The sequence below is a fragment of the Subdoligranulum sp. DSM 23681 genome, assembly GCF_057005535.1.
This window is the reverse complement of the sequence record NZ_CM168050.1, coordinates 455,397-479,770: the sequence shown is the minus strand read 5'-3', so window position 1 is coordinate 479,770 and position 24,374 is coordinate 455,397. Positions and strand designations below refer to the sequence as shown.

Annotated in this window: 22 protein-coding genes; 16 read left to right on the top strand and 6 right to left on the bottom strand. The window is 61.1% G+C overall.

Going from position 1 to position 24,374, the window contains the following annotated elements; all coding sequences use genetic code 11:
* Window positions 1-3 precede the first annotated feature (3 nt).
* The 4 genes from AC127K_RS02410 to AC127K_RS02395 form a co-directional block, all read right to left on the bottom strand.
* On the bottom strand, window positions 4-459 hold the full coding sequence (locus tag AC127K_RS02410) for an Lrp/AsnC family transcriptional regulator (RefSeq protein WP_483721426.1): 456 nt from the start codon (window positions 457-459) through the stop codon (window positions 4-6).
* Between the two features lie 103 nt (window positions 460-562).
* Complete coding sequence (locus tag AC127K_RS02405) at window positions 563-1,801, bottom strand: murein hydrolase activator EnvC family protein (protein ID WP_294540445.1); 1,239 nt, start codon at window positions 1,799-1,801, stop codon at window positions 563-565.
* A 12-nt stretch (window positions 1,802-1,813) separates the two neighbouring features.
* Window positions 1,814-3,787 (bottom strand): peptidoglycan DD-metalloendopeptidase family protein, encoded by a 1,974-nt coding sequence (locus tag AC127K_RS02400; RefSeq protein ID WP_483721425.1) that lies wholly within the window; start codon window positions 3,785-3,787, stop codon window positions 1,814-1,816.
* A complete protein-coding gene (locus tag AC127K_RS02395; protein ID WP_483721424.1) occupies window positions 3,784-4,164 on the bottom strand; it encodes a BlaI/MecI/CopY family transcriptional regulator in 381 nt (126 codons plus the stop codon). The genes AC127K_RS02400 and AC127K_RS02395 overlap by 4 nt, the downstream gene beginning before the upstream one ends.
* A gap of 229 nt (window positions 4,165-4,393) precedes the next feature.
* On the opposite strand from AC127K_RS02395, the gene AC127K_RS02390 reads away from it, so the two are divergent.
* The gene (locus AC127K_RS02390) at window positions 4,394-5,389 is read left to right on the top strand and encodes an asparaginase (protein ID WP_294540451.1); all 996 of its coding nucleotides are present in this window, start codon (window positions 4,394-4,396) and stop codon (window positions 5,387-5,389) included.
* Window positions 5,390-5,469: 80 nt separating this feature from the next.
* Here AC127K_RS02390 and AC127K_RS02385 read toward each other — a convergent pair whose 3' ends face one another.
* Entirely contained in the window at window positions 5,470-6,327 is an 858-nt protein-coding gene (locus AC127K_RS02385) for an AraC family transcriptional regulator (protein WP_483721423.1), read from the bottom strand.
* A gap of 425 nt (window positions 6,328-6,752) precedes the next feature.
* Between AC127K_RS02385 and rfbA the strand changes: the two genes are divergently transcribed.
* The 4 genes from rfbA (at window position 6,753) to AC127K_RS02365 (ending at window position 10,791) form a co-directional block, all read left to right on the top strand.
* Window positions 6,753-7,637 carry a glucose-1-phosphate thymidylyltransferase RfbA gene (gene rfbA, locus AC127K_RS02380; RefSeq protein ID WP_294540455.1) on the top strand — a complete coding sequence of 295 codons (885 nt, stop codon included), beginning with the start codon at window positions 6,753-6,755 and terminating at the stop codon, window positions 7,635-7,637.
* A 21-nt stretch (window positions 7,638-7,658) separates the two neighbouring features.
* A complete protein-coding gene (gene rfbD, locus AC127K_RS02375) occupies window positions 7,659-8,570 on the top strand; it encodes a dTDP-4-dehydrorhamnose reductase (RefSeq protein WP_483721422.1) in 912 nt (303 codons plus the stop codon).
* Between the two features lie 3 nt (window positions 8,571-8,573).
* Complete coding sequence (gene rfbB / locus AC127K_RS02370; protein WP_294540459.1) at window positions 8,574-9,638, top strand: dTDP-glucose 4,6-dehydratase; 1,065 nt, start codon at window positions 8,574-8,576, stop codon at window positions 9,636-9,638.
* A gap of 142 nt (window positions 9,639-9,780) precedes the next feature.
* Window positions 9,781-10,791 carry an Ice-structuring protein gene (locus AC127K_RS02365; RefSeq protein WP_483721421.1) on the top strand — a complete coding sequence of 337 codons (1,011 nt, stop codon included), beginning with the start codon at window positions 9,781-9,783 and terminating at the stop codon, window positions 10,789-10,791.
* Between the two features lie 91 nt (window positions 10,792-10,882).
* Here AC127K_RS02365 and AC127K_RS02360 read toward each other — a convergent pair whose 3' ends face one another.
* Entirely contained in the window at window positions 10,883-11,359 is a 477-nt protein-coding gene (locus tag AC127K_RS02360) for an NUDIX hydrolase (RefSeq protein ID WP_294540463.1), read from the bottom strand.
* 150 nt (window positions 11,360-11,509) lie between these two features.
* Between AC127K_RS02360 and AC127K_RS02355 the strand changes: the two genes are divergently transcribed.
* The 11 genes from AC127K_RS02355 to AC127K_RS02305 all read left to right on the top strand — a co-directional run bounded on the left by AC127K_RS02355 (window position 11,510) and on the right by AC127K_RS02305 (window position 24,366).
* Window positions 11,510-12,052 carry a stage V sporulation T C-terminal domain-containing protein gene (locus AC127K_RS02355; RefSeq protein WP_294540465.1) on the top strand — a complete coding sequence of 181 codons (543 nt, stop codon included), beginning with the start codon at window positions 11,510-11,512 and terminating at the stop codon, window positions 12,050-12,052.
* Window positions 12,053-12,236: 184 nt separating this feature from the next.
* Complete coding sequence (gene hrcA, locus AC127K_RS02350; RefSeq protein ID WP_483721420.1) at window positions 12,237-13,262, top strand: heat-inducible transcriptional repressor HrcA; 1,026 nt, start codon at window positions 12,237-12,239, stop codon at window positions 13,260-13,262.
* A complete protein-coding gene (locus AC127K_RS02345) occupies window positions 13,259-13,915 on the top strand; it encodes a nucleotide exchange factor GrpE (RefSeq protein ID WP_483721419.1) in 657 nt (218 codons plus the stop codon). The genes hrcA and AC127K_RS02345 overlap by 4 nt, the downstream gene beginning before the upstream one ends.
* 133 nt (window positions 13,916-14,048) lie before the next feature.
* Window positions 14,049-15,884: a molecular chaperone DnaK gene (gene dnaK, locus AC127K_RS02340; protein ID WP_294540471.1), complete on the top strand. Its 1,836-nt coding sequence runs from the start codon at window positions 14,049-14,051 to the stop codon at window positions 15,882-15,884.
* A 94-nt stretch (window positions 15,885-15,978) separates the two neighbouring features.
* A complete protein-coding gene (gene dnaJ, locus AC127K_RS02335) occupies window positions 15,979-17,154 on the top strand; it encodes a molecular chaperone DnaJ (protein WP_483721418.1) in 1,176 nt (391 codons plus the stop codon).
* 173 nt (window positions 17,155-17,327) lie between these two features.
* Window positions 17,328-19,643 carry a DUF2142 domain-containing protein gene (locus AC127K_RS02330; protein ID WP_483721417.1) on the top strand — a complete coding sequence of 772 codons (2,316 nt, stop codon included), beginning with the start codon at window positions 17,328-17,330 and terminating at the stop codon, window positions 19,641-19,643.
* 106 nt (window positions 19,644-19,749) lie between these two features.
* A complete protein-coding gene (locus tag AC127K_RS02325) occupies window positions 19,750-19,956 on the top strand; it encodes a DUF1858 domain-containing protein (RefSeq protein WP_294540477.1) in 207 nt (68 codons plus the stop codon).
* On the top strand, window positions 19,943-20,620 hold the full coding sequence (locus AC127K_RS02320; RefSeq protein WP_483721416.1) for a class I SAM-dependent methyltransferase: 678 nt from the start codon (window positions 19,943-19,945) through the stop codon (window positions 20,618-20,620). Before AC127K_RS02325 ends, AC127K_RS02320 begins: the two co-directional genes overlap by 14 nt.
* The gene (locus tag AC127K_RS02315; protein ID WP_483721415.1) at window positions 20,611-21,360 is read left to right on the top strand and encodes a Nif3-like dinuclear metal center hexameric protein; all 750 of its coding nucleotides are present in this window, start codon (window positions 20,611-20,613) and stop codon (window positions 21,358-21,360) included. Before AC127K_RS02320 ends, AC127K_RS02315 begins: the two co-directional genes overlap by 10 nt.
* Before the next feature lie 51 nt (window positions 21,361-21,411).
* Window positions 21,412-23,169, top strand: coding sequence for an Rqc2 family fibronectin-binding protein (locus AC127K_RS02310; protein ID WP_483721414.1), 1,758 nt, complete (start codon window positions 21,412-21,414; stop codon window positions 23,167-23,169).
* Window positions 23,170-23,322: 153 nt separating this feature from the next.
* Window positions 23,323-24,366 (top strand): hypothetical protein, encoded by a 1,044-nt coding sequence (locus AC127K_RS02305; RefSeq protein WP_483721413.1) that lies wholly within the window; start codon window positions 23,323-23,325, stop codon window positions 24,364-24,366.
* Window positions 24,367-24,374: the final 8 nt, after the last annotated feature.

Here is a 24,374-nt window from a genome sequence, read left to right as displayed (position 1 = left end):
GTGTTACGCTTTTTCATCTTCCGGGCGGCTGACCGGCACCCCACGGTGTTCCACCGGGGTGGAGAAGACGATCTGGGTGCGGGTGCGTCCGTATTGCTGCAGCTGGTTGATGAAGGTATCCAGCTCCTGGGTGGTGGCAAACAGCACCTCAATGAGCATGCTGTAATCCCCGGTGACGCAGCAGCATTCCACCACCTGGGGGCAGGCCTGGATGTAGGGATAAAACTCCGGCTTGCGCTGGGGGTCCATATCCAGGTTGATGAAGGCCTTGACCAGATACCCCATCTTCACCGCGTCCACCTGGGCCTGGTACCCGGTCAGACAGCCGTCTTTTTCCAGTCTGGCAATGCGGGCAGACACGGCAGGGGAGGACAAAAACACCTGATCGGCAATCTGCTTCAGCGGTGCGCGGGCGTCCTTTTGCAGAATATCAATGATTTTGCGGTCAATATGGTCCATTCCCAAACCCCTCCCGGTGTAGCTTAACTATGTTCGGTATTGTATCACAGTCTTGCCGAAAGGTAAAGCCGGGAACCGAATATCATAAAGTTTTCGGGGGCTGTCAGTGAGGAATATAACTCATGGCGTTGACCCGGCTGCCGTTGATGCGCAGTTCCAGGTGCAGGTGGTAGCCGCCGTTTTTGCCGCTGACATCCCCGGTGTTGCCCACATATCCGATGACCTGTCCCTTGGTCACCGTCTGGCCTTCGCTCACCGCAATGGAAGACATATGGGCATACAGAGTGGCATAGTTGTTGCCGTCGTCGGCGGTGCCGTGGCTGATCTGCACACAGTTGCCGTAGCTGGGCATGGCCCGGGCGGCGCTCACTACCCCGTCGGCCACCGCATAGATAGGCGTTCCCTTGGCAGCGGGAAAATCGGTGCCGTGATGGGGCGAGCCGTCAATGCCGTCCGGGTCCCCGTAGTTGCAGCTGATACGCATGCCGGGGGTCAGGGCACAGCCGAAGTCCAGACTGCAGTACAGTGTGGCGGTGGTGTATTTGCTGTTCTGGCTCTTGGCGTAGGCATCCAGCTCGGCGGTGGCCTGCTGGTAGGCTTTTTTCGCCTCCTCGGTGATCTGGGCCTGGGCTTCCGCCTGGGCCTGCTGCTCATCCAGGTCGGCGTTGGCAGCCATCAGGGCATCGGCCAGCTGATTGGCGGTATCCTGCAAAGCCTGTTCCTGGATCAGCAATTCGTCCTGGGCGGCCTTGGCATTGTCGGCGGCGGCCTGGGCCTGTTCCCGTGCTTTCTCCAGCTCGGCGGCCTCGGTGTCCAGCCGGGTAAGGACCTCGGTGTTCTTGTCGGTGATATCCGCCAGCGCCTGGGAAAAGTTCAGGAGCTGGAACAGGTTGGTGGCCTGACTCAGAATCGAAAGACTGCCGTTGTAGTGCAGCTTCTGCATGGCGGCCAGCTGCTCTTTGGATTCCTCCCAGCGGGTGTCGTATTCGGCCTGTTTTTGTTCCAGGGCTGCCTGGGCTGCCTCCGCCTCTCCCTGCGCTTCATCCAACCGGGTCTGGGCTTCGGTCAGGGCGCTGTATACCTGACTCAGCTGGGCAGAGATCTCTTCCGACCGGTCATTCAGTTCACCGATCTGCTCCTGTGTCTGCTGGGCCTGGTTCTCCATCTCTTCCTGTTTCTTGGCGGCTTCATCGTAAGCGTCTTTGGCATCGTTCAACTGTTGCTGCAATTCTTCTTTGGTGGCAGCCAGAGGGGCAAAAAGACCCCCGAACAGGGAAAAAAGTATGCAAAAAACCAGCACCGCCGCCAAGGGGGCGGTGCCGCTGCGGTCATTGTGTTTCATAAGATGCTTTCCTCAACGGATCCAGGACTGCGGATCAACAAAGGTGCCATCCAGCAGAACGGCAACGTGAAGATGAGGACCGGTGGAAAATCCGGTGGTGCCCACCTGTCCGATAACCTGCCCTTCGGTCACCAGCTGCCCCATCAGGACGGAAGGCTCATCCTGCAAATGGGCGTACAGGGTCATCAGAGGCTGCCCATCGCTGTTGTTGCCGTGTCCGATGATCACGGTCCAGCCGTAGCGGTCATCCCGGCCGGTAAAGAGCACAATACCATCGCCCATAGCCAGTACATCGGTGCCCTCCGGCTGTTTCAGGTCCAGCCCTTCGTGGATGCCCGCTTCGTATGCAGAGGTGACCTTGCCGGTTTCCGGCAGGGGATAGGATAGGGTGGCCGGTGCCTGACTGCCGGTGGCCCGCTGGGCAATGGCGTTGGCAATGGCGGGGTCCTCGGTCATGGCTTCCAACAGCACGCCCTGTTTTGCTGCTTGGGCGGGGATGGTCTCGGTGTAGGGCAGATACATTGTGGGCGCCAGCAGGGTGTCTTCGCAGCGCACTTCAACGTGCAGGGCCATGCCGGTGGCGTTCCCGGTGGAGCCTACCGTGCCGATCTCTTCTCCCTGCTGCACGGTCTGGCCTGCCTCCACCAGCAGGTCCCGCAAATGGGCGTACAAGGTGTACCAGTGCCGCCCCTGCCGGTCTGCTCCGTGGTCGATGACGATAACATTGCCATAGCTGTAATGAAATTGCGCGTTGGTCACGGTGCCGCCCGCCGCAGCTAGGACGGGGGTGCCCGCCTCGGCGGCGATGTCGTCTCCTTTGTGGTAGGGACCCATCCCGCGGGAGAAGTACCGGTAATCGGACAGAGGCAGAATGAAGCCGCCGGCCGGATCAAAGACGCTCTCCTCCACGGTATCCTCCGATGGGGTGAGAGAATCGGTCAGAGGTTCGCCTTCTGCGGCAGTGCTCTCATCCGTTTGCGGGGCGGTGTCCGGTGTCTCTTGCTGTCCGGCGGTGGCCGGCGCCGGATCGGTGGGGGCGGCTTCCACTGCCAGAGTCGGCCGCGCCAGCACCACCAGGGCGGCCAGCATGGCGACCGCCATGCACAGGGCCAGAACCGCCTTGCCGGGGGTCCGGTACCGCAGGGCGTGCAGGATGCGCTGCCCCGCCTTGGGGGCGCCGAAAGCCAGGGCGCCGCCCGGTGTCCGCAGGGTGGCGTAATGCAGCAGGCTTTCACAGTACTGGCTGCGCTGGGCTGCGGTACAGCCGCGTACAGCGGCTTCGTCGCAGGCTGTCTCCATGGCGTGCTCAAACTGGGAGAAGGCCAGCCAGACCAGCGGGTTCCACCAATGCAGGCAGACCACCAGATAGTACAGCGGCTTTGTCAGGCAATCTCCCCGGCGGATATGGGTCTGTTCGTGCAGGCGTACAGCGCGGCGCACGTCCCCCTGCAGATCATCCGGCAGATAAATTCTGGGCCGCAGCAGGCCCAGGGTGAAGGGCGCGGTCACCTGGGCGCAGGTGTAACAGCCGTCCGAGGTTTTGCAGGCCAGCGCCACACGACGGCGCAGCTTTATGCCGGAAAGGACGGCCCGCCCCAGCAGGAAAATGGTGCCCGCCGCCCAGCAGCCGCCTGCCAGCAGCATCCAGTCCACAGCCGGAACCTGTTCCGGCTGCATGTCCACGGCCAGACCGGCGGCGTCCAGTACCTGCACCGCCTGGGCCGCGGCCTCGGCGGGGGTGGCGTCCCGCACCGTCTCGGCTGCGGCGGCCAGCTGCTGCAGCCCTTCGCTTTCGGGCCGGGGCAGAGTGATGGGAACCAGCCCGTCCGGCACGGCAAAGCGCAGCCCGACTGCCAGCCAGACCAGGCACAGCAGCCAGCCGGGGGCCCGTGCATGACGCAGCAGGGCGCACACCCCCAGAGCCAGAAGCACCGCGACGGCGCCGCTTGCCCCGGCTGTGAGCAAAGCCCAAAAGAATCCGGTCATTGTCCGTCCTCCTGTTCGGTGCGGACTGCGTCCAGAATCGCCCGGATCTCGGCGGCCTCCGCTTTGGTGATGGGCTTTTCGTTGAGGAAGGCGGCCACAAACCGGGGCAGACTTCCGCCAAAGGTGCGGTCCACCACCGCGGTGCTCTCCTGCTGCTGTACGGCACTCTGCTTGACCAGGGCGGTCACCGTGCCGTCCTCATTGCACAGAATGTCGCGCTCGCAAAGTTTTTTCAGCACGGTATAGGTGGTGCTCTTCTTCCAGCCCAGAGCGTTGGCCGCCAGCCTGACCAGCTGTCCGCTGGACAGCGGCTCATTTTCCCACACAAGGGAGGCAAAACGGTATTCGCCCTCGGCAAGGCGCAGCATCTTTTCCATCAAAGTTGACCTCGTTTCCTGATAATGAACCGGCTTGGCCTTGGCCTTTCCGGCGAAGGACGGTTCGTTTTTGCTGGTCTATTCAAATAGACTTCCGCTTGCTTACACTGTAGCACGGGCCGGGTAATCCTGTCAACCCCGGAACTTTGCAGAAATCCCAAAAAATCGCTGTGCAGGAGGGTCTGCCTGTGCTATAATCGGACAAGAGTCAGCAAAAGGAGACAAACCCATGAAACATATACTGCTTCTTGCCACCGGCGGCACCATTGCCAGCCGGCCTACCGCGGCGGGGGGACTGGCCCCCATGATCACCTCCGATGAGCTGCTGGCCTGTGTGCCGGAACTGGCGGGGGTGTGCCACATGGATGCGGTACAGCTGTTCAACCTGGATTCCACCAGTGTGGGCCCGGAGCAGTGGGCGCAGATCGCCGCCGAAGTCCGCCGCCGGTATGATGAGTACGACGGTTTTGTCATCACCCATGGCACCGACACCATGGCCTATACCGCGGCGGCGCTTTCCTACATGATTCAGCAGAGCCCCAAACCCGTGGTGCTCACCGGCAGCCAGAAGTCTATCTATAACCGGGATACCGATGCCCGCAACAATCTGCATCGGGCGGTGCTGTATGCCTGTGATGATGCGGCCTGGGGGGTACAGCTGGTATTTGACGGCAAGGTCATCCTGGGGACCCGGGCGCGCAAGACCCGCACCAAGAGCTTCAACGCTTTTTCCAGCATCGATTACCCCAATACGGCGGAATTCCGGGACCTGCGGCTGATCCCGTTTTTGCCCCGTCCCCAGAATTACGGCCCTGTCCGTTTTTATGAGAAGCTGGACCCGGCGGTGTTTGTGCTGCGCCTGATCCCCGGGATGCGGGCGGATATCATTCCGCTGCTGGCCGGCCACTGCAAGGCGCTGATCCTGGAAAGTTTCGGCGTGGGCGGCCTGCCCGGCGGGGATGACGGCGAACTGTTCGCCGCCGTGCAGGACTGGTGCGCCGCAGGGCGGCTGGTGGTGTTTACCACCCAGGTCCCGCATGAAGGCAGCGACCTGGGTGTGTATGAAGTGGGCCGTGCCGCCAAGGCGCTTCCCGGTGTGCTGGAAGCCCGGGACATGACCCCTGAAGCCGCCGCCGTCAAGCTGATGTGGGCCCTGGGACAGTCCGGCGACAGGGAAGAGGTCTCCCGTCTGTTCCTGACCCCGGTTCAGTTCGACGTGGTCTGAAGTAAAAAAGAACTCCCCGCAGAGTCCGTGGAAGCTCCACGACCTCTGCGGGGTATTTTGCTGTATGCATAGCAGTTGTCCTATCTGGCGCGCAGGGCGCCTTTGCGATACCGCAGGGGGCTTTGCCCCACCATGGCAGTGAACCGGGTGGAAAAATTGCTCTCATCGCCGAACCCCACCTGATGCGCCACCGCGCCCACAGGCAGATCGGTCTGTGCCAGCAGTTCCTTTGCCTTGGTGATCCGGTAACACAGCAGGAAGTTATAGGGGGTGGTCCCCATGTACTGGCGGAACAGCCGCAGAAAATAACTCTTGCTGATGTGGGCGCTGGACAGCAGCTCATCCAGGCAGAGGGCCTCGGCGTAGTGGGTGCGGATGTGGACCACGGCATCCTCGATCATTTTGCGGTTGGCGGCAGCCGAATCGCCGGCCAGATGATGCTGTGCCATGGCAGCCAGAAGACGATGGAGCACCAGCGCATTGGTCACGGCGCTTTCGGCTGTCTCGGTCTCAAGGCGGTCCAGAAGCTCATCAAACAGAGGCGGTGCTTCCGGCAGCTCCACCGTGCAGGGGCGTTTGTCCGGACACAGGACCGATGCCAGCGCCTGTACACCGGTGCCCTCGATCAGGGCCCAGTAATGGTGCCAGCGGCTTTGTCCCGGGGCCGTGCCGTAGTTCTGGGGAGCGCGGCAGTCCAGAAGCAGCGCGCACCCCGGCCCCAGGGTTACCTGGGTTTCGTTCTGCTCGATCAGGCCGGTGCCCTCCAGCGTGTACAGCAGCAGATACGCTTCCTTGTCGGTGCGGGCGGTGGCAAACCGTTCCCGGCCATAGAACAGACCGGCTTCGGTGCAGAAATATGGCTGGGCAAGCGCCGCGGCACCGGGCGTGGTCCGAAGCCACCGGCTGCACGGTTCCACGTCCATGTTGAAGGTCAACATTTTCCCAATCACTTCCTTCCCGTGCGCGGCAGCCGCGGCTGGGCTGCTTCTGCGGGTACCGCACAGCAGAATATTCACAAAAACAGAAAGTCCCTTTGTAAGAAAAACCTCTGGTTGTGCCATTGCGTTGGCAAAGTGTAAGAAAATATTTTACAAAGCGGGATCTTTTCACTGTGGCAGACCCTGGCCTTTGTAAAAGGATTGATCTTTTATATCCTATATTTTACCAAAAATGTACGAAATATGCAAACCCATATACATTTGATGCGGAGAATTTTATTCATGTTTACCAGTTCGGCATTTCGTTTTTTGTAAGGCCCTCTTGTCATCAGCACAAAAGTACGTTATAATCGTAAGAAATAATACTGTGCCGTTTTCTGCCCCTTTGGGATGGGCGGGCGCACTGCGAAACAGGAGCTAACACTATGAAAGGTATCGTCCTTGCCGGCGGCGCCGGTACACGCTTGTACCCTCTGACCATGGTCACTTCCAAGCAGCTGCTGCCTGTCTATGACAAGCCCATGATCTACTATCCGCTGTCCACCCTGATGCTGGCAGGCATTCAGGACATTCTCATCATCTCCACTCCCACCGATACCCCTCGCTTTGAACAGCTGCTGGGGGATGGTTCCCAGTACGGCCTGCACCTGCAGTACAAGGTCCAGCCTTCCCCGGACGGTCTGGCCCAGGCTTTCATTCTGGGGGAGGAGTTCATCGGCGATGATGCCTGCGCCATGGTGCTGGGAGACAACATCTTCTACGGGGCCGGTTTCTCCAAGCGGCTGAAGGCCGCCGCTGCCAACGCCGAGGCCGGCCGCGCCACCGTGTTCGGTTATTTTGTCAATGACCCGGAACGTTTCGGCGTCGTTGCCTTCGACGAAGAAGGCCGTGCCACCTCCATTGAGGAAAAGCCGGCGCATCCCAAGAGCAACTATGCCGTGACCGGTCTGTATTTCTACAGCAAGGATGTGGTGGAGCGCGCCAAGAAGGTCAAGCCCAGTGCCCGCGGGGAACTGGAGATCACCACGCTGAATGACATGTACCTGCAGGATGGCCAGCTGGATGTGCAGCTGCTGGGCCGCGGGTACGCCTGGCTGGACACCGGCACCATGGACAGCCTGGTGGAGGCTGCCGATTTTGTCCGCATGATCGAACAGCGCCAGGGCATCAAGATTTCGGCACCGGAAGAAATTGCATATAAATATGGCTGGATCAGCCGCGCCAAACTGCTGGAAAGCGCCGAACGCTACGGCAAGAGCCCGTACGGTGCCCACCTGCGCAACGTGGCTGAGGACAAGCTCAAATACTGAGAGCAGGGGAGAATTCACTGGATGAAGATTCTGATCACCGGCTGCCGCGGGCAGCTTGGCACCGAGCTGCAGCGGCAGCTCAGCGCCGAAGGTTGTGTGCTGGGGCCGCTGCCCGAACGTCTGCGCAAGGCAACGGTCATCCCTGTGGACATTGACGACCTGGACATCACTGACCGGGAAGCCACCGTGGCCTATATCCGCCGGCACCAGCCGGATACCGTCATCAACTGTGCGGCCTTTACCAACGTCAATGGATGTGAGACCAACCGGGACGCGGCTTTCAAGGTCAACGCCCTGGGACCGCGGAACCTGGCCATTGCCTGCGATAAGATCAACGCCCGCCTGATTCATGTGTCCACCGACTATGTGTTCGCCGGCACTCCCAATGGTCCGGATGGCCACACCCCGCTGGATGAGTGCTGTGTGCCCGCACCGGTCTCGGCCTATGGCCAGACCAAACTTCTGGGCGAACAGTATGTGCAGCGCTTCTGCCGCCGCCATTTCATCGTGCGCACCGCTTGGCTGTACGGGTATCATGGCAAGAACTTTGTCAAGACCATGGTCAACCTGGGCAAGACCCACAGCGAAGTAACGGTGGTCAATGACCAGCTGGGCAACCCCACCAACGCGGTGGACCTGGCTTATCACCTGCTGAAGCTGGCTGTCAGCCATGATTACGGCACCTACCACTGCACCTGCAATGGGGTCTGCAGCTGGTATGAGTTCGCTTCCGAGATCATGCGTCTGGCGGGCCTTCCCTGCAACGTCAAGCCCTGCACCAGTGCCGAGTATGCGGCCGCACACCCTGAAAGCGCCAACCGCCCCGCCTGGAGCGCACTGGACAACTGCGCCCTGCGCTGCACCGTGGGGGATGAAATGCGGGACTGGAAAGACGCCATCGATGACTTTTTCAAAAACTGGGATGGAGAATAATTTATGAAAACGTATCTTGCCACCGGCTGCGCCGGTTTTATCGGTTCCAACTTTGTGCACTATATGCTGGAGAAGCACCAGGATATCCGCCTGATCAACCTGGACAAGCTGACCTACGCCGGCAACCTGGAAAACCTCAAGGACATTGAGGGCGACCCTCGCCACATCTTTGTGCAGGGCGATATCTGCGACCGGGAACTGGTCACCCGCCTGATGGAGGAGTACGATCCCGATTACGTCATCAACTTCGCGGCCGAGAGCCATGTGGACCGCAGCATCAAGAACCCCGAGATCTTTGTGGAGAGCAACGTCCTGGGCACCGTGAATCTGCTGCAGTGCTGCAAGAACGCCTGGTATGACGCCGACGCCCGCACCTGGAAGGAAGGCAAGAAGTACCTGCAGGTCTCCACCGACGAAGTCTACGGCGCGTTGGGCCCTGAAGGCTATTTCACCGAGACCACCCCGCTGTGCCCCCACAGCCCCTATTCCAGCTCCAAGGCCAGCGCCGACATGTTTGTCATGGCCTTCCACGACACCTACGGCATGCCGGTGAACATCACCCGCTGCTCCAACAACTACGGCCCCTATCAGTTCCCCGAAAAGCTGATCCCCCTGCTGATCAACAACGCCAAGCATCACAAGACCCTGCCCGTCTACGGCGACGGCATGCAGGTTCGTGACTGGCTGTATGTCATGGACCACTGCAAGGCCATCGACATGGTGGCGTCCGACGGCAAGGTGGGCGAGGTGTACAATGTGGGCGGCCACAACGAGCGCCCCAACATCTTCATCGTCAAGACCGTCATTGCCCAGCTGCATGACCGCCTGAAGGATGAGGGCATCAGTGAGGATCTGATCACCCATGTGGCCGACCGCCTGGGTCATGACCGCCGTTACGGCATTGACCCCACCAAGATCAAGAATGATCTGGGCTGGTATCCCGAGACTCCCTTCGAGAAGGGCATTGTGCTGACCATTGACTGGTATCTGGCCAACCCCGAGTGGATGGAACATGTCACCAGCGGTGATTACCAGAAGTACTATGAGCAGATGTACAAGAACAAGTAAAATTTTCAAATGAGAGAAAAACGCCGCCGCGGCTCTTTGCAAAGCGGCGGCGTTTGTGGTATACTGCATGGTATGACATGCTGCCGGCGGCCTGCCGTCCGGCTTTACCCTTTGGCTTATCAATCTATAAGGAGACCCTTTCATGGCAAATTCTCGTGAGGAACAACTGCGCAACAGCCGCCGTCTGGCCCGACAGATTCTGGGCGCCGTGGCCTTGGTCCTGGTTGTGATCGGTTTGTTCACCGTGCTGAACTGGTGTGTGGGCGCTCTGCGCGCCGCTCTGGATGACTCCGACCGCCGCGAACGTTTTGCCGACCGGGTGTACGGTCTGGTCATGTTCGATGTGCTGCCCTTTGATGATGTCTCTCAGGTGGATTCCACCGTCTTCCGGCAGGCAGCCATCTGGGGGACCGTGTATCAGGCGCAGAAAGACGGCACGCTGGATGACTATGAACGTGACACAGAGACCGGCTCCCTGATTCTGCCGCAGCTGGAGATCGACACCTACCTGACCAACCTTCTGGGACCTGATTATCCCCTGGAAGAAGGCAGCTTCGAGACCGAAGAGTTCATTTACAATTATGACTCCGACCGTCAGGGGTATCTGGTCCCCGTCACCGGTGCGGTGGGGCTTTATACGCCGGAAGTGGAGAAAATCTGGACCCAGTCCGGCAAGACCTATGTCACCGTGGGGTATATTCCCACCATCAGCAACAGTGCCAGCGGGGAACTGTCCCTGACCGCCCCCACCGAGCCCACCAAGTATATGGACTTCGTGTTCAGCCGGGGCGAGAACCGCCAGTGGTATCTGACCGCCCTGCAGGAAAGCGAGATGCAGGTGGAGACCCAGGCTTCGGCCACACCGGCGCCCACCAGTTCTGTTGATGATCCCCAGGCTTTGGTGCAGAATCAGCTGGATTCCACCATGACCGACGCCGCCGGTGCCGGGGATGCTTCTTCCTCTGAACTGACACCGGAGGAGGAGACCTCGGAGGGCGATACGCCCACCGAGGACGGCACCACCGACGAGACCACCCCTGCTGAAGACGGCACGGGGGAGGAAAACACGGACGGCAGCGGTGAAGGGGATACCGGAGACACCTCCGACTCGACCACCGACGAACCGGCCACATCCACGGCCACCTCAGACTGATTTGACTCCATAAAAACAGCAGCCCCGTACGGAAGCCTTCTTCCGCATGGGGCTGCTTTCTTCTTTAATATAGGAAGTGGACGGGATGTGGTCAGCGGGGCAGTTCCTGACCGTTCAGGCAGGCGCGCACCAGAACGTCTTTTTCATACTGCAGTTCCAGATGAAAGAACGGCTCGTTCCCGGCCAGCAGGGCAAAAAAAATCTTGTCGCCTTCCCAGATGGGCAGGGCGGACACCTTTTCCTTGTCCACCCATTCCAGGTCGCCCTCGTCGCATACGCGCATCTCTCCGGAAAAATCGGTGCAGGTAAACAGGTGCATCCGCTCGGCCGGCCATGGTGGACAGAAAAAGTCCACGATGCCCCGGTACAGGGGTGTGTGCATGGTCAGACCGGTCTCCTCCTGCACCTCCCGCAAAGCGCAGGCCACCGCGTCTTCTCCGGGCTCGAACTTGCCCCCGACGCCGATCCATTTGTCTTTGTTTACGTCCTGCTTTTTCTTTACCCGATGCAGCATCAGGTACTGCCCATCCCGTTCCAGATAGCACAGGGTGGTCTGCAACAATTCCATGGTATGCCTCCTGCGGATGAATTTCCTTCATCTTACCACGCTGTCCGGCTGCGGGTCAAATCCTGCCTTTGCATAATTTGGATACAGATGCAGACAATACCAACAGCCAAGGAAGCAAATACCAAAAGCAGACGTTCAAGGAGTATGTGTATGAAAGCAACAGGGATCGTGCGCCGCATTGATGAGCTGGGCCGGGTGGTCATTCCCAAGGAGATCCGCCGTACCCAGCGCATCCGCCAGGGCGACGCACTGGAAATTTTTACCGACGCCGGCGGGGAAGTGGTGTTCAAAAAGTATTCCCCCCTGGTGGAACTGGGACAGCTTTCGGGCGTGTATGCCGATGTGCTGGCCAAAAACCTGCACTGTCCGGTACTGGTCTGCGACCGGGACACCATCGTGGCGGCCACCGGCCCCAACAAGGCAGACCTGAAAGGCCGTCCGGTGTCCGACGCCATGCAGAAGCTGCTGGCCATGCGGACGACCTATACCGCGCCAGCTGACCCGGAACGCCGCCTGCGCGCACTGGAACGCAGTGACCGCCAGATCCTGTGTGCGTCGCCCATCGTAGCCCACGGAGATGTGGAGGGCGGGGTGCTGACACTGGGAACTGCCAAAGACCCGCCGCCGGATGAGCACACCGTCGCAAGCCTTGCCATTGCGGCCGCCTTCCTGGCAAAGTGGATGGAAGAATGATGAAAGGACCCGCGGACCGTCTGCCCCAGCCCGGGCAGGCGGTCTGCGGGCTTCTTTGTGTCAAAACTGTTAAACTTTCAAACTTTTCTGCAAAAACTCTTGACAGCCGGGGAAGGAGGGATATAATAGACTTAGCACTCGGGAACAGAGAGTGCTAAACGAGAAGCGAAAGGAAGTGGGCGGCATGGCAATGGACCGGCGCAAGCAGCGCATTCTGGAAGCCGTCGTCGCCCTGTACGGGGCCGACGGGGAACCGGTCGGTTCCGGCCTGCTGGCCAATTATTTCGACATGGCCCTCTCCAGCGCCACATTGCGCAACGAGATGGCTGCCCTGACCAAGCTGGGGCTGCTGGAACAGCCCCACACTAGTGCGGGCCGGGTGCCCAGCGCACAGGGTTACCGCTATTATCTGGATCATCTGTTGGGAGCACCGGGCATCACCGAGCTCCCGAAGGAAGACCGGGAACACATTGATGAACTCTTTGCCGCCATGGATGCCGAGCCGGAAAAGCTGGCCCAGAGCGCAGCCCGCGCTCTGGCCGAGATCACCGGGCTGGCAGCGGCGGTCAGCACACCCCAGTCGGACGATCTTTGCATCGCCCATTTCGAGGTGGTGCAGGTAGGGCGCTACACCGCAGCCGTGCTGGCCGTGACCAGCGCCGGCGGGGTGCGGACCCGCGTGGCCCGCGTGGCGGATGGATTCACCCGCGCCGATGCCCAGACCCTGGCTACCCTGCTCAACTGCAACCTGACCTTTGTGGTGCCGGAGGATGTGACCGAGACCTTGAGCGCCGAGCTGCTGCTGGCGGCCGGCGAGCGTCTGGCTCCGGTGGTCCGCGCCGCCGAAGCGCTGGTGCGCACCACCCCGCGGGTCTACTTTGAAGGCGCGCAGCATCTGGCCCAGATGACCGATGTGCGCAAGAACCTGGGCCTGCTGCTGGAGATCTTCTCCGACAGCGAAGCGGCCCGCACCCTCATCGAGCCCCACGGCAACAAACTTACCGCCACCCTGGGCGAGGATGTCCGGCCGGAAATGCCGGGTGTCTGCGTCGTCAGCAAACGGTATCTGGCGGGCGGCGGCCTCACCGGCACGGTGGCGCTGATCGGCTCCAACCGGATGCACTTCCAACAGTTGATTCCCATCCTTGAATATTTTGCAACCAAACTCGGGCAGCAGATGTCCGGAAAAAAGCAGGAGGAGCAGACATGAGCTCTACAAACGAAACCAAGAAGCCCAACGGAGCGGCAGAACCCACGGCAGAAGCGCAGAGCGCGCCGGCCGACACCGCACCCAAGGCTGAGCAGGCTGCCGAGACCGCTGCGCCTCAGGCAGACAAGACCGAGACCAAAGCCGAACCCAAGGCCGAAAAGGAAAAGAAGGACTGGTTCGGCAAGAAGAACCGGGAACTGGAAGCGGCCCAGGCCAAGCTGGAAGCAGCGGAAGCCAAGAACAAGGAGCTGAAAGATCAGCTGCTGCGCACCGCCGCCGAGTACGACAACTACCGCAAGCGTACCGCCCGGGAAGCGGATATGAAGTTCAATGACGGTGTCAGCCACGCCGTGACCCAGATCCTCACGATTCTGGACACCCTGGATATGGCCGCCAACGCCGACTGCGCCGACGAGAACTACAAGAAGGGCGTCGTGATGACCCTGGACAAGGCCGCCAAGGCCCTGGATACTCTGCACATCGTGGAGATCGAAGCCCTGGGCAAGCCTTTTGACCCCCAGTTCATGAACGCCGTGCAGCAGGTCCCGCCGGAAGAAGGGCAGGAGAGCGGCACCGTCGTCCGGGTCTTCCAGAAGGGCTACAAGATCGGCGACAAGATCATCCGCCACGCCACCGTGGTCGTGGCCGAATAAAGCATGAACCGGGCCCCATGCCCGTTTCAGATACAAAGACATTTCCAATTTCATCATCGAACCATAAAAACAACAACAACCCAACCGCCCCGAAAGAGGGACAGGGAAAGGAAAACGAAGGGAGTTTTTCATTATGAGTAAGATCATCGGTATTGACCTTGGTACTACCAACAGCTGCGTCGCCGTTATGGAAGGCGGCGAGCCCGTCGTCATCGCTAACTCTGAGGGCGCCCGCACCACGCCTTCCGTCGTCGGCTTCACCAAGACCGGCGAGCGTCTGGTCGGCCAGGTCGCCAAGCGTCAGGCCATCACCAACCCCGAAAACACCATTTCTTCCATCAAGCGTAAGATGGGCACTGCCGAAAAGGTCCATGCCGGCGGCAAGGACTACACCCCCGAAGAGATCAGCGCTATGATCCTGAGCAAGCTGAAGGCTGACGCCGAAGCTTACCTGGGCGAGCCCGTCACGGAGGCCGTCATCACCGTGCCTGCCTACTTCAACGACAGCCAGCGTCAGGCCACCAAGAACGCCGGCACCATCGCCGGCCTGAACGTGCGCCGTATCATCAACGAGCCCACCGCCGCTTCTCTGGCTTACGGCATCGATAAGGAAGCCGACCAGAAGATCATGGTCTACGACCTGGGCGGCGGTACCTTCGATGTCTCCATCATCGAGATGGGCGACGGCGTGACCGAAGTTCTGGCCACCAACGGTGATACCCACCTGGGCGGCGATGACTTCGACCAGCGCATCATCGACTGGATGGCCGAGGACTTCAAGCGCGAGAACAACATCGACCTGCGTCAGGACAAGATGGCTGCCCAGCGCCTGAAGGAAGCTGCCGAAAAGGCCAAGATCGAGCTGTCCAGCGCCACTTCCACCAACATCAACCTGCCCTTCATCACCGCGGATGCCAACGGCCCCAAGCACCTGGATATGACCCTGACCCGGGCCAAGTTCAACGAGCTGACCTCCGATCTGGTCGACCGCACCATGACCCCCGTCCGCAAGGCTCTGGCCGATGCCGGCCTGAAGGCCAGCGACCTGAAGAAGGTCCTGATGGTTGGCGGTTCCACCCGTATCCCGGCTGTCTATGACGCCGTGAAGAAGGAACTGGGCTGCGAACCCTTCAAGGGCATCAACCCCGATGAATGTGTCGCTGTGGGCGCTGCCATCCAGGGCGGTGTTCTGCAGGGCGATGTGAAGGGCCTGCTGCTGCTGGATGTCACCCCGCTGAGCCTGGGCATTGAGACCCTGGGCGGCGTCTGCACCAAGATCATCGACCGCAACACCACCATCCCCACCAAGAAGAGCCAGATCTTCTCCACTGCCGCCGACAACCAGCCCAGCGTGGAAGTCAACGTTCTGCAGGGCGAGCGTGAGTTTGCCCGCGACAACAAGAGCCTGGGTACCTTCCATCTGGACGGCATCGCTCCGGCTCCCCGCGGCGTGCCTCAGATCGAAGTTACCTTTGATATCGATGCCAACGGCATTGTGCACGTAAGCGCCAAGGACCTGGGCACCGGCAAGGAACAGAGCATCACCATCACCGCTTCCACCAACATGAGCAAGGACGACATCGACAAGGCCGTCAAGGACGCCGAGCAGTATGCCGCCGAGGACAAGAAGCGCCGCGAAGAGGTCGACACCCGCAACAACGCCGACCAGATGGTCTTCCAGACCGAGAAGGCTCTGAACGAGCTGGGTGACAAGGTCTCCGCCTCTGAAAAGAGCGAAGTCGAGACCAAGCTGTCCGCTCTGAAGGAAGCCCTGAAGTCCGGCACCATCGACGACATCAAGGCCAAGCAGGACGACCTGCAGAAGGCTTTCTACGCCATCAGCGAAAAGGTCTATCAGCAGGCTGCCCAGCAGCAGGGCGCCCAGGGCCAGCCGACCCCCGGCCAGCAGGCCACTGGCAACGGCCAGGCGGATGACGGCGCCGTTGACGCCGACTTCCATGAAGTCTGATCTGTCCAAAATCCAGTAAGTTCCCATCGGGCCGCCGCCGGCACATCCGGCGGCGGCCATTGTGGGGCTTGTACAGAAATAAAGGTGTGATTCTATGGCAGACAAAAGAGATTATTACGAGGTGCTTGGCGTCGGCAAAAATGCCAGCGAGGCAGAGATCAAAAGCGCCTACCGCAAGCTTGCCAAAAAGTACCACCCCGACCTGAACCCCGGCGACAAGACCGCCGAGGAAAAGTTCAAAGAGGTCAATGAAGCCAACGACGTCCTTTCCGACCCGGAAAAGCGCAAGCGTTACGACCAGTTCGGCTTTGCCGGGGTCGATCCCAACTATGCCGCAGCCAACGGCGGCGCCGGATTCGGCGGCGCGGGCGGCTTTGGCGGCGTGGACCTGGGGGATATCTTCGGCGATATCTTCGGCGGCGGTTTCGGCGGCTTCGGCGGTTTTGGCGGCGGCAGCGGGCGTACCCGCGCCAACGCTCCCCGCAAGGGACATGACATCCAGGCCAGCGTGATCCTGACCTTTGAGGAAGCGGCCCACGGCTGCGCCAAGAAAGTCACCATCAACCGGCAGGAATCCTGCCCCGATTGCCAGGGCACCGGTGCCGCCAAGGGCTCCAGCCCCGAAACCTGTCCCCAGTGTAATGGCCGCGGGTATGTGGTGACCCAGCAGCGCACCCCCTTCGGTGTGATGCAGAGCCAGCAGCCCTGCCCCCACTGCGGCGGGCGCGGCACCGTCATCAAGGACCCCTGCAAGACCTGCCGCGGTACCGGCAAGGTGAGCAAGCGCAAGACGCTGGAAGTCAACATCCCCGCCGGTATCGACGATGATCAGAACATCGCGCTGCGCGGCCAGGGCGATGCCGGTTCCAACGGTGGTCCGGCCGGTGACGTGATCGTGCATGTGACCGTCAAGCCCGACCCCATCTTCCTGCGGGACGGCTACGACGTGACCGTGCGTGTGCCCATCACCTTCAGTCAGGCGGTTCTGGGCGATGAGATCGAAGTACCTACCGTGGACGGTCGGGTCTCCCAGAAGATTCCCGAAGGCACCCAGAGCGGTACCCGGTTCCGTCTGCGCGGTCAGGGTATTCAGTATCTGAATGGCCGCGGCCGCGGTGACCAGTATGTCATCGTGGAAGTGGAGATCCCCAAGAAGCTGACCCGTGCCCAGCGCGACGCCCTGAAGGCGTTTGACGAATCCCTCAAGGATGACAACTACGAGAAGCGCAAGGGCTTCTTCAAGAACCTGCGCGATCGTTTCAACAAGTAACCTCCACGCGCCAAGCCGCGCCCTGCCGGGGCTTTTCCCGGTGAGGCGCGGCTTTTTGTGTCGGGGCACGGTTGCGCGTTGCCCGTTTTTGGGATATAATAAAATCTGTATGTGACCACCCTTTCGTGCCCTTGTGCGGGCAGAAACCCATGACAGGAAAGGACAAAAGACCGTTGCAAAAACTCAAAGCTTTTCTGGTGCGCCGGCGCCTGCTTCTGGCAGGGGTGCTTCTGGCGGCCGTCACCGCCCTGGTTCTTGCCTGGGCCGGATATGATCTGTCCCAGCGGGTGGACGGTGAGCCGGTCTACCAGATCGTCAACGATACCTACAGCCAGACGCTGGAAATTCCGGCGGACGGCGGTCTTGTCCAGGCGCTGCCTGTGCACGGGGGACAGACCCTGTACGGGATGCGCCTGAACATGACCATCTATGACCACGCCTTTGCCACCGGTCAGCTCCACACCGAACTCACCGACGAGGCCGGTCAGGTTCTGGCCCAGGGAAGTCTGGACTGCATCACCCTGAAGGACAACACCTTTGCCGCGGTGATTTTTGAGAAGCCCTATACGCCCACTGAATCCCGGATGCTCTACCTGCATATCTGGTACGACGGCACCGCTGATGCCGACGCCGGCTGCCCCATTGGCCTGTGGGCCAGTGAGGGTACGGTCCTTCTGGCAAAAGAAGGCTACCCGGCTGATCCCATGGCTCTGCGGCGGTATGCTGCCCAGGACAACCTGAACGCCACCGCGGCGTTGCAGTATGTGGTGGATTACTCCGGCCAATGGTCCCGGAACCTGTCCATGATCCTGGGGCTGCTGCTTTTTGCGGCGGTGGTACTGGCCTTTGTTCTGCTGGCAGGCCGGAAAGCCTTCTGGGCCGTGACCCTGGTCTGCGGTGCGCTGCTGGGCGGTGCGTTCAGTATCGTGACACCGCCGCTGGTAGGACCCGATGAATACACCCACATGGCCAACAGCTATCAGGCCGCCAGCGAACTGCTGGGTCAGCCTCTGACCAACGGGGAAGAGGACGGCTGGCGTCTGCTGGTGCGCTCCTGTGATGCCCCGTACTTCACGGCCCAGAGCGGTGATATCGGTATTTTTGCCTACAAGGAGTATTTTTCCCACCTGGGGGATACCACAGATTCCAGCCTGACCGATACCCCCAGCGAGTTCACCGTGGGCGGCAGCTTCAACCGGACGCTTTATCTTGGGCAGACCCTGGGGGTGGCCCTGGCCCGTGCCTTGGGCCGCGGCTTCCACGCCATGCTGCTGGCCGGACGCCTGGGCAACCTGATCGTCTATCTGGTGCTGGCAGCGCTGGCTGCAGCGCTCATGCCGGAACGCTGGAAGGGCCTTCTGACCTGTGTGGCTCTGCTGCCCCAGACTCTCCAGCTGGCGGCCAGCTTCTCGGCCGACGCCACCGTGCTGGGGCTGGTATTCTGCTTTACTGCGCTGTGCTTTGCCTTGCGGCAGCGCCCCGCCCGCCGCACCGAACTGGTGCTGCTGGCAATTCTGGCCTTCCTCATCGGTCCGGCCAAGGCCATCTATCTGCCGGTGCCTGCGCTGGTGCTGATGGTGCCGGCGGCAAACCTGGACCCCCGCCGTCATCCGGCATCTGCCACTGTGCCCTTGGCAAAATGGCAGGTGCGTCCCGGTATCCTGGTCAAGGTGCTGGCCCTGGTGCTGGCGGTTCTGGGCTGGGTGAACCTGAACCTGGGGGCATTGACCTATGCCACCCGGGATGTGGACAACGTGGGCCTGACCCGTGCTGCCGTTGCCGTGGTCATTGCCGCGGCCCTGCTGGGCTTTGTATACTGGAAAATACACAGAAGCCCCCGCCTGAAAAAAATCTTTTTCGGAGTACTGGCGGCCGGTCTGTGTGTGGCGGTACCGGTAATGTTCTGGCGGCTGACCCATATGTGGGGCGGCCTGACGCCCGAACAGCTGGTAAACAGCGTGCAGCCCAACGGAGATTCCATCTACACCTACTCCGCCGGGTATATCTGCCGTAACCTGCCTGCCACCATCAAGCTGCTGCTGCGTTCGGTGAGCGCCGAAGGCGCGGACTGGCTGCAGGGCCTGCTGGGCACGGCACTGGGAGAACCCATTGTTTACCCCATCCAGGCCAGCTGGCTGCTGGGCGTAGGGCTTGTGCTGGTGCTGCTGGCGTCGGCTCTGCCCCGGACGGAAGAACCCGCTTTGCCGGGGCGTGTGCGCGCCGGCGGGTGGGTCATCGTGGCCCTGGTGGTTGGCCTGACCTTCTTTGCGGCCCTCAGCTGGACCCCCATCAACTACACCACCATCTTCGGGGTGCAGGGGCGGTACTGGCTGCCCGTGCTGCCGCTGGCGCTGATCCTGCTGGGCAGCACCCGCACTTTTGCCGTGCGCCGCAGCATTGCCCGTCCTGTGGTTATGGCCACGGTCTGCCTGACCTCTCTGGTGCTTTTGCAGGGCGCCGGACTGTACGCCCAGTGGCAGATGACCTGATTCTTTACCAAGCAGGAACCCGGCAACCGCTCCGGCGGTGCCGGTTCTGAATAAATCAAAATCACAGATTCAGCCGGTATGTCCGGCTGCAGGAAAGGACTTTACCATGACTGTTCAGAGAGATACCATTATCATCGACATCCTGAAGAATGACCCCGCCCAGGGCTGCGTGCCCATTTTCCAGAACGCGGGCATGCACTGCCTGGGCTGCATGGCTGCCCACGGCGAGACTGTGGAACAGGCCTGCGCCGTCCATGGCCTGAACCCCGATGCGCTCATCGACCAGCTCAATGAATACTTTGCCAAGCAGTAAGGCAGTACCGCACCTGGATGCCCGTCTGGCAGCGGCGGCGGACTTTGTCCGCCCCGGTAGCATTGCGGCGGATATCGGGTGTGATCACGGCAAACTGAGTGCATGGCTGGCGGGCAGCGGACGCTGCCCGCTGGTTTTTGCATGTGATCTGCGCCCGGACCCCCTGGCCAAGGCCCGCCGCGCCTGCGCTCCCTATGGGGACAAGGTGCAGTTCCGTCTGGGCCCCGGGCTGGAGGTGCTCCGCCCTGGGGAGGTCACCGATATTATCATCGCCGGCATGGGGGCCCAGACCATCATGGAGATCCTGGACGCGGCTCCCTGGGTGTTTGACCCGGCCTATAATCTGGTGCTGGTACCCGCCACCAAGCACAGCCTGCTGCGCCGCTGGCTGGCGCAGCGGGGGTTCACTCTGCAGGGGGAGACCCTGGCCCATGCTGCGGGGCGTTGGTACGCCGTGATGAATGCCCGCTACACCGCCGACCCCCGTGAACCGGAAGGACTGTGGTGCCTGTGCGGCCTGGTACAGGGGCAGTCCGGTGCCGAAGAATACCGCGCCCAACAGTGCGGCAAGCTGAAAAAATACCGCAGGGGACTTACCGACGGCCCGGAAGCCGACGCGGTGGATTCCCTGATCGCAGAAGTGGAGGCAGGAAAATGGCCGTGACCGTACAGCAAGTTTTGCAGATCCTCAAGGAATTCGCACCCCCGGAACTGGCCTGCAGCTGGGACAATGTGGGTCTGCTGGTGGACACCGGCCGCCCGGTGGGGGCCGTGGCGGTGGCGTTGGATATCACCGCCGATGTGGTGCAGGAAGCCGCCGAAAGCGGTTGTGACCTGATCGTATCCCATCATCCGGTCATCTTCAATCCCCTGAAGCATCTTGGCCCGAAGGATGTGCCGGCCCTGCTGGTCAAAAACGGCATCTCCGCCATCTGCATGCACACCAATCTGGATGCGGCAGCGGGCGGTGTCAATGATACCCTGGCCGACATTCTGGGCATGACCGACACCGAAATCTTCGCCGAAGGCTGCGGCCGCATCGGCAATGTGAACCCCACCACCGCCGCGGCCCTGGCCAAGCTGTGTGCTGACCGCCTGGGGGCGCATCCCCAGTTTGTGGAGGCTGACCGGCCCGTTACCCGTCTGGCGGAAGTCAGCGGTGGCGGCGGCAGCTACCTGCAGGAGGCCATTGATTTGGGGGCCGACTGCTTCGTCACCGGGGAAGCCGCCCACCATATCGCTCTGCTGGCCCACCAGATGGGGGTGGGGCTGGTGGTGGCCGGACACTGGGCCACCGAACATCCGGTCACCCGGGTGCTGGCTGAACGTCTGGCCGCCGCCCTGCCGGATGAGGTGCGCATTACGCTGGCCTTGTCCGATACCGATCCGTTTACCTACCTGTAATTGATCCGCCCCGGTCTGCCGGGAAGGTCAATCCGAAAGAGGGGAGAACCTATGGCACTGGATGCCGCCACCCTGGACCTGGTGGCCGCCGAACTGCGGGAAAAACTGCTGGACGCCAAGATCGACAAGATTTTTGAGCCCACCCGGGATGAGGTGCTCATCACCCTGCGCACCCGAACCGAGACGCACCGCCTGCTGTTGTCGGCCCGCAGCGGGTCCGCCCGGGTCTGCCTGACCCAGGAAACTTTTGAAAATCCGCTCACCCCGCCGGGGTTCTGCATGCTGCTGCGCAAGCACCTCACCGGCGGCCGTCTCATCGAGCTGCGCCGGGAACCGGGGGACCGGATCGTGTTCTTTGATTTCCGCTGCACCAACGAGATGGGGGACCTGGTGGTGAACACCCTGGCCGCCGAGCTCATGGGCCGGTACTCCAACCTGGTACTGTTCCGGGACGGCAAGATCGTGGATGCCCTCAAGCGTGTGGACTTTGAAGACAGCGAGATCCGCCAGCTCCTTCCCGGGCTGCCCTACACCCTGCCTCCCAAACCCAACAAGCCGGATTTCCTGGCGGTGAGTGGGGCGGCTGTCGTGGAGGCGGCCTGCCGGACTGACCTGCCCGTGGCCCAGGCTCTGGGCAAAGCGGTGGGCGGCGTAGGTCCGGTGGTCTTGCGGGAAGCGGTCTGGCGTGCCTTCGATGGCGAGACCGCCCTGGCAGCCTGTGACCTGAACGAAGAACAGCGGCAGGCTTTGTGCGCCGCGCTGGAATCCCTCAAAGCCGAACACGCTGCCGGGGGACACCCCACAGCCGTGCGTCTGCCCCAGGCGGACGGCTCTCTCAAGCCGGTGGAATTCAGCTTTTTTGCGCCCCGGCAGTATGGTGCCAATGCCAGACTGACCGAGTATCCTTCTTACAGCGTCATGCTGGAAGACTACTACGCCACCAAGGACCGGGCTGAACGCCTGCGCCAGAAGAGCCGGGAACTGTACAAGGCTGTTCACAACATGTACGAGCGTGCCGTGCGCAAGCAGGCGGCCCGCCGGGAGGAGCAGGCCCAGAGCCAGAAGGCCGATACCCTGCGCCTGTACGGCGAACTGCTGCAGGCCAACCTGTGGGCCATCCACAAGGGGGACCGGGAGGCCACGGTGGAAAACTATTACACCGGCGAGCCGGTGACCATCCGGCTGGACCCCCGTCTGGGTCCCAATGAGAACGCCCAGAAATACTTCAAGGACTACAAGAAGAAACAGACCGCCGGTGCCATGCTGAAAAAGCTGCTGGCGGAAGGGGAGACCGAGATCGAATATCTGGCCACCGTCCTGTATGAAGTGGAATCTGCCCCCGGGGAACAGGCACTCAACGAGATCCGTGCCGAGCTGAAGAGCCAGGGATACCTGAAATACTTCAAACAGCGGGACAAACGCCAGAAGCCTGCCGATTTCCTGCGCTACCGTTCCAGCGACGGCTTTGAGATCCTGGTGGGCCGCAACAACACCCAGAACGACAAGCTCACCCTGCACACCGCCCGGGGCAAGGACCTGTGGTTCCATGTGCAGAAAGCCCCCGGCAGCCACGCGGTTGTCATGAGCCACGGAGAGGACATCCCCGATACCACCAGACAGGAAGCGGCGGAACTGGCAGTGCTCCATTCCAGCCAGAACGGCGGGGCCAAGGTTCCGGTGGATACCACCGAGGTGAAAAACATCTGGAAAGCCAACGGCGCCAAACCGGGCATGGTTTTGTATGAGGTGTATACCACCGTGTATGTCACCCCGCGCCCCGGTCTGGAAGAACAGCTGCGGCAGAAGTGACCGGCTGCGATACATCTGAGATACATCTGTAAAAAAGCGCGTTCTTTTCCCGGTTTTAATGGGAAAGGGGCGCGCTTTATGCTATACTGAAGGTAAGAAACCAAGGCTGTCCTGCGGTCCCTGGCAAGGCAGCCGGGAAAAGAGGAATGCCCCATGCGTACCCGCCTTGTCTGCCTGTCCCTGACCCTTGCCGCTGGACTGCTGCTGTCGGCCTGCACCGGATCCTCCCAGCCGGAATCCACCCCGGCGCCGCCCACCGCCACGCCCGCACCCAGCCTTACACCCTCCCCGGAGCCGACCCCCGCTCCGTCCTATGAGCCGGTGTCATTGGATTCTTGGCTGGCCAATATGCCGGAAAACACCCCCGACTTTTCCTACGCGCCGGGGAAACTGAATGTGGATGAGGATGTGAACTGGCCGGAAACGGTGCAACTGAAGATTTTTTACTGGCCCGGTACTCTGGAGGAAGCCGCCCAAACCTACAATGTTCCGTGGGAGACCTTCCAGGCGATGAACCCGGACCCGGAAAAAAGTGATTTTAGTGGTGGGTACTATCTTCTTTGTCTGGATGAGGCCTATGTCCTGCCTGAAATCGAGATGCAGGATGTGACCATCGAAACCCCCTGGGTGGCTTTTACCCGTACCGAGACGGTAGATACCTATACGGTACCCGCTGCCCTGGATGAGCAGGCAGCCGCCGCTCTGGCTGCCGCGTACGATTTCCTGTATGAACACTATGGGATGCACATCGGCATTGACCCCAGCGAATACCAGGAAGAGGAAGGGTACTATATTTCCAGCGACGGTGCCCTGTACACCCGGTATACCGATCTGGAACAGTACCTGGGGAACATCTTCTCGGCGGACTGGTGCGGAAAGATGCTCAGCGGACCTCTGCCGACGGATGGTTCGTGGACTTTTGGAACCTATTACCAGGGCCCGGATGATTCCATCGTTTTCGGGATGAGCGACCGGGGCGGTAATATTTCCCACTGCGGTACCGTGTATACTCAGCCGGAACTGCAGCCGGACGGCAGTCTGCAGTTCTGGCAGCTTTCCCTGAATATCGAAAGCGAGGATTTCCAGGGGTGGGGCCAGGATATTGTCTATACGCCGGATACTGCCTACCTAAGCCCTGTACGCCTGATTCCCACTGAGACCGGCTGGCGGGTGGATGAACTGAGCCTGCCTGCCTGAACCACCAA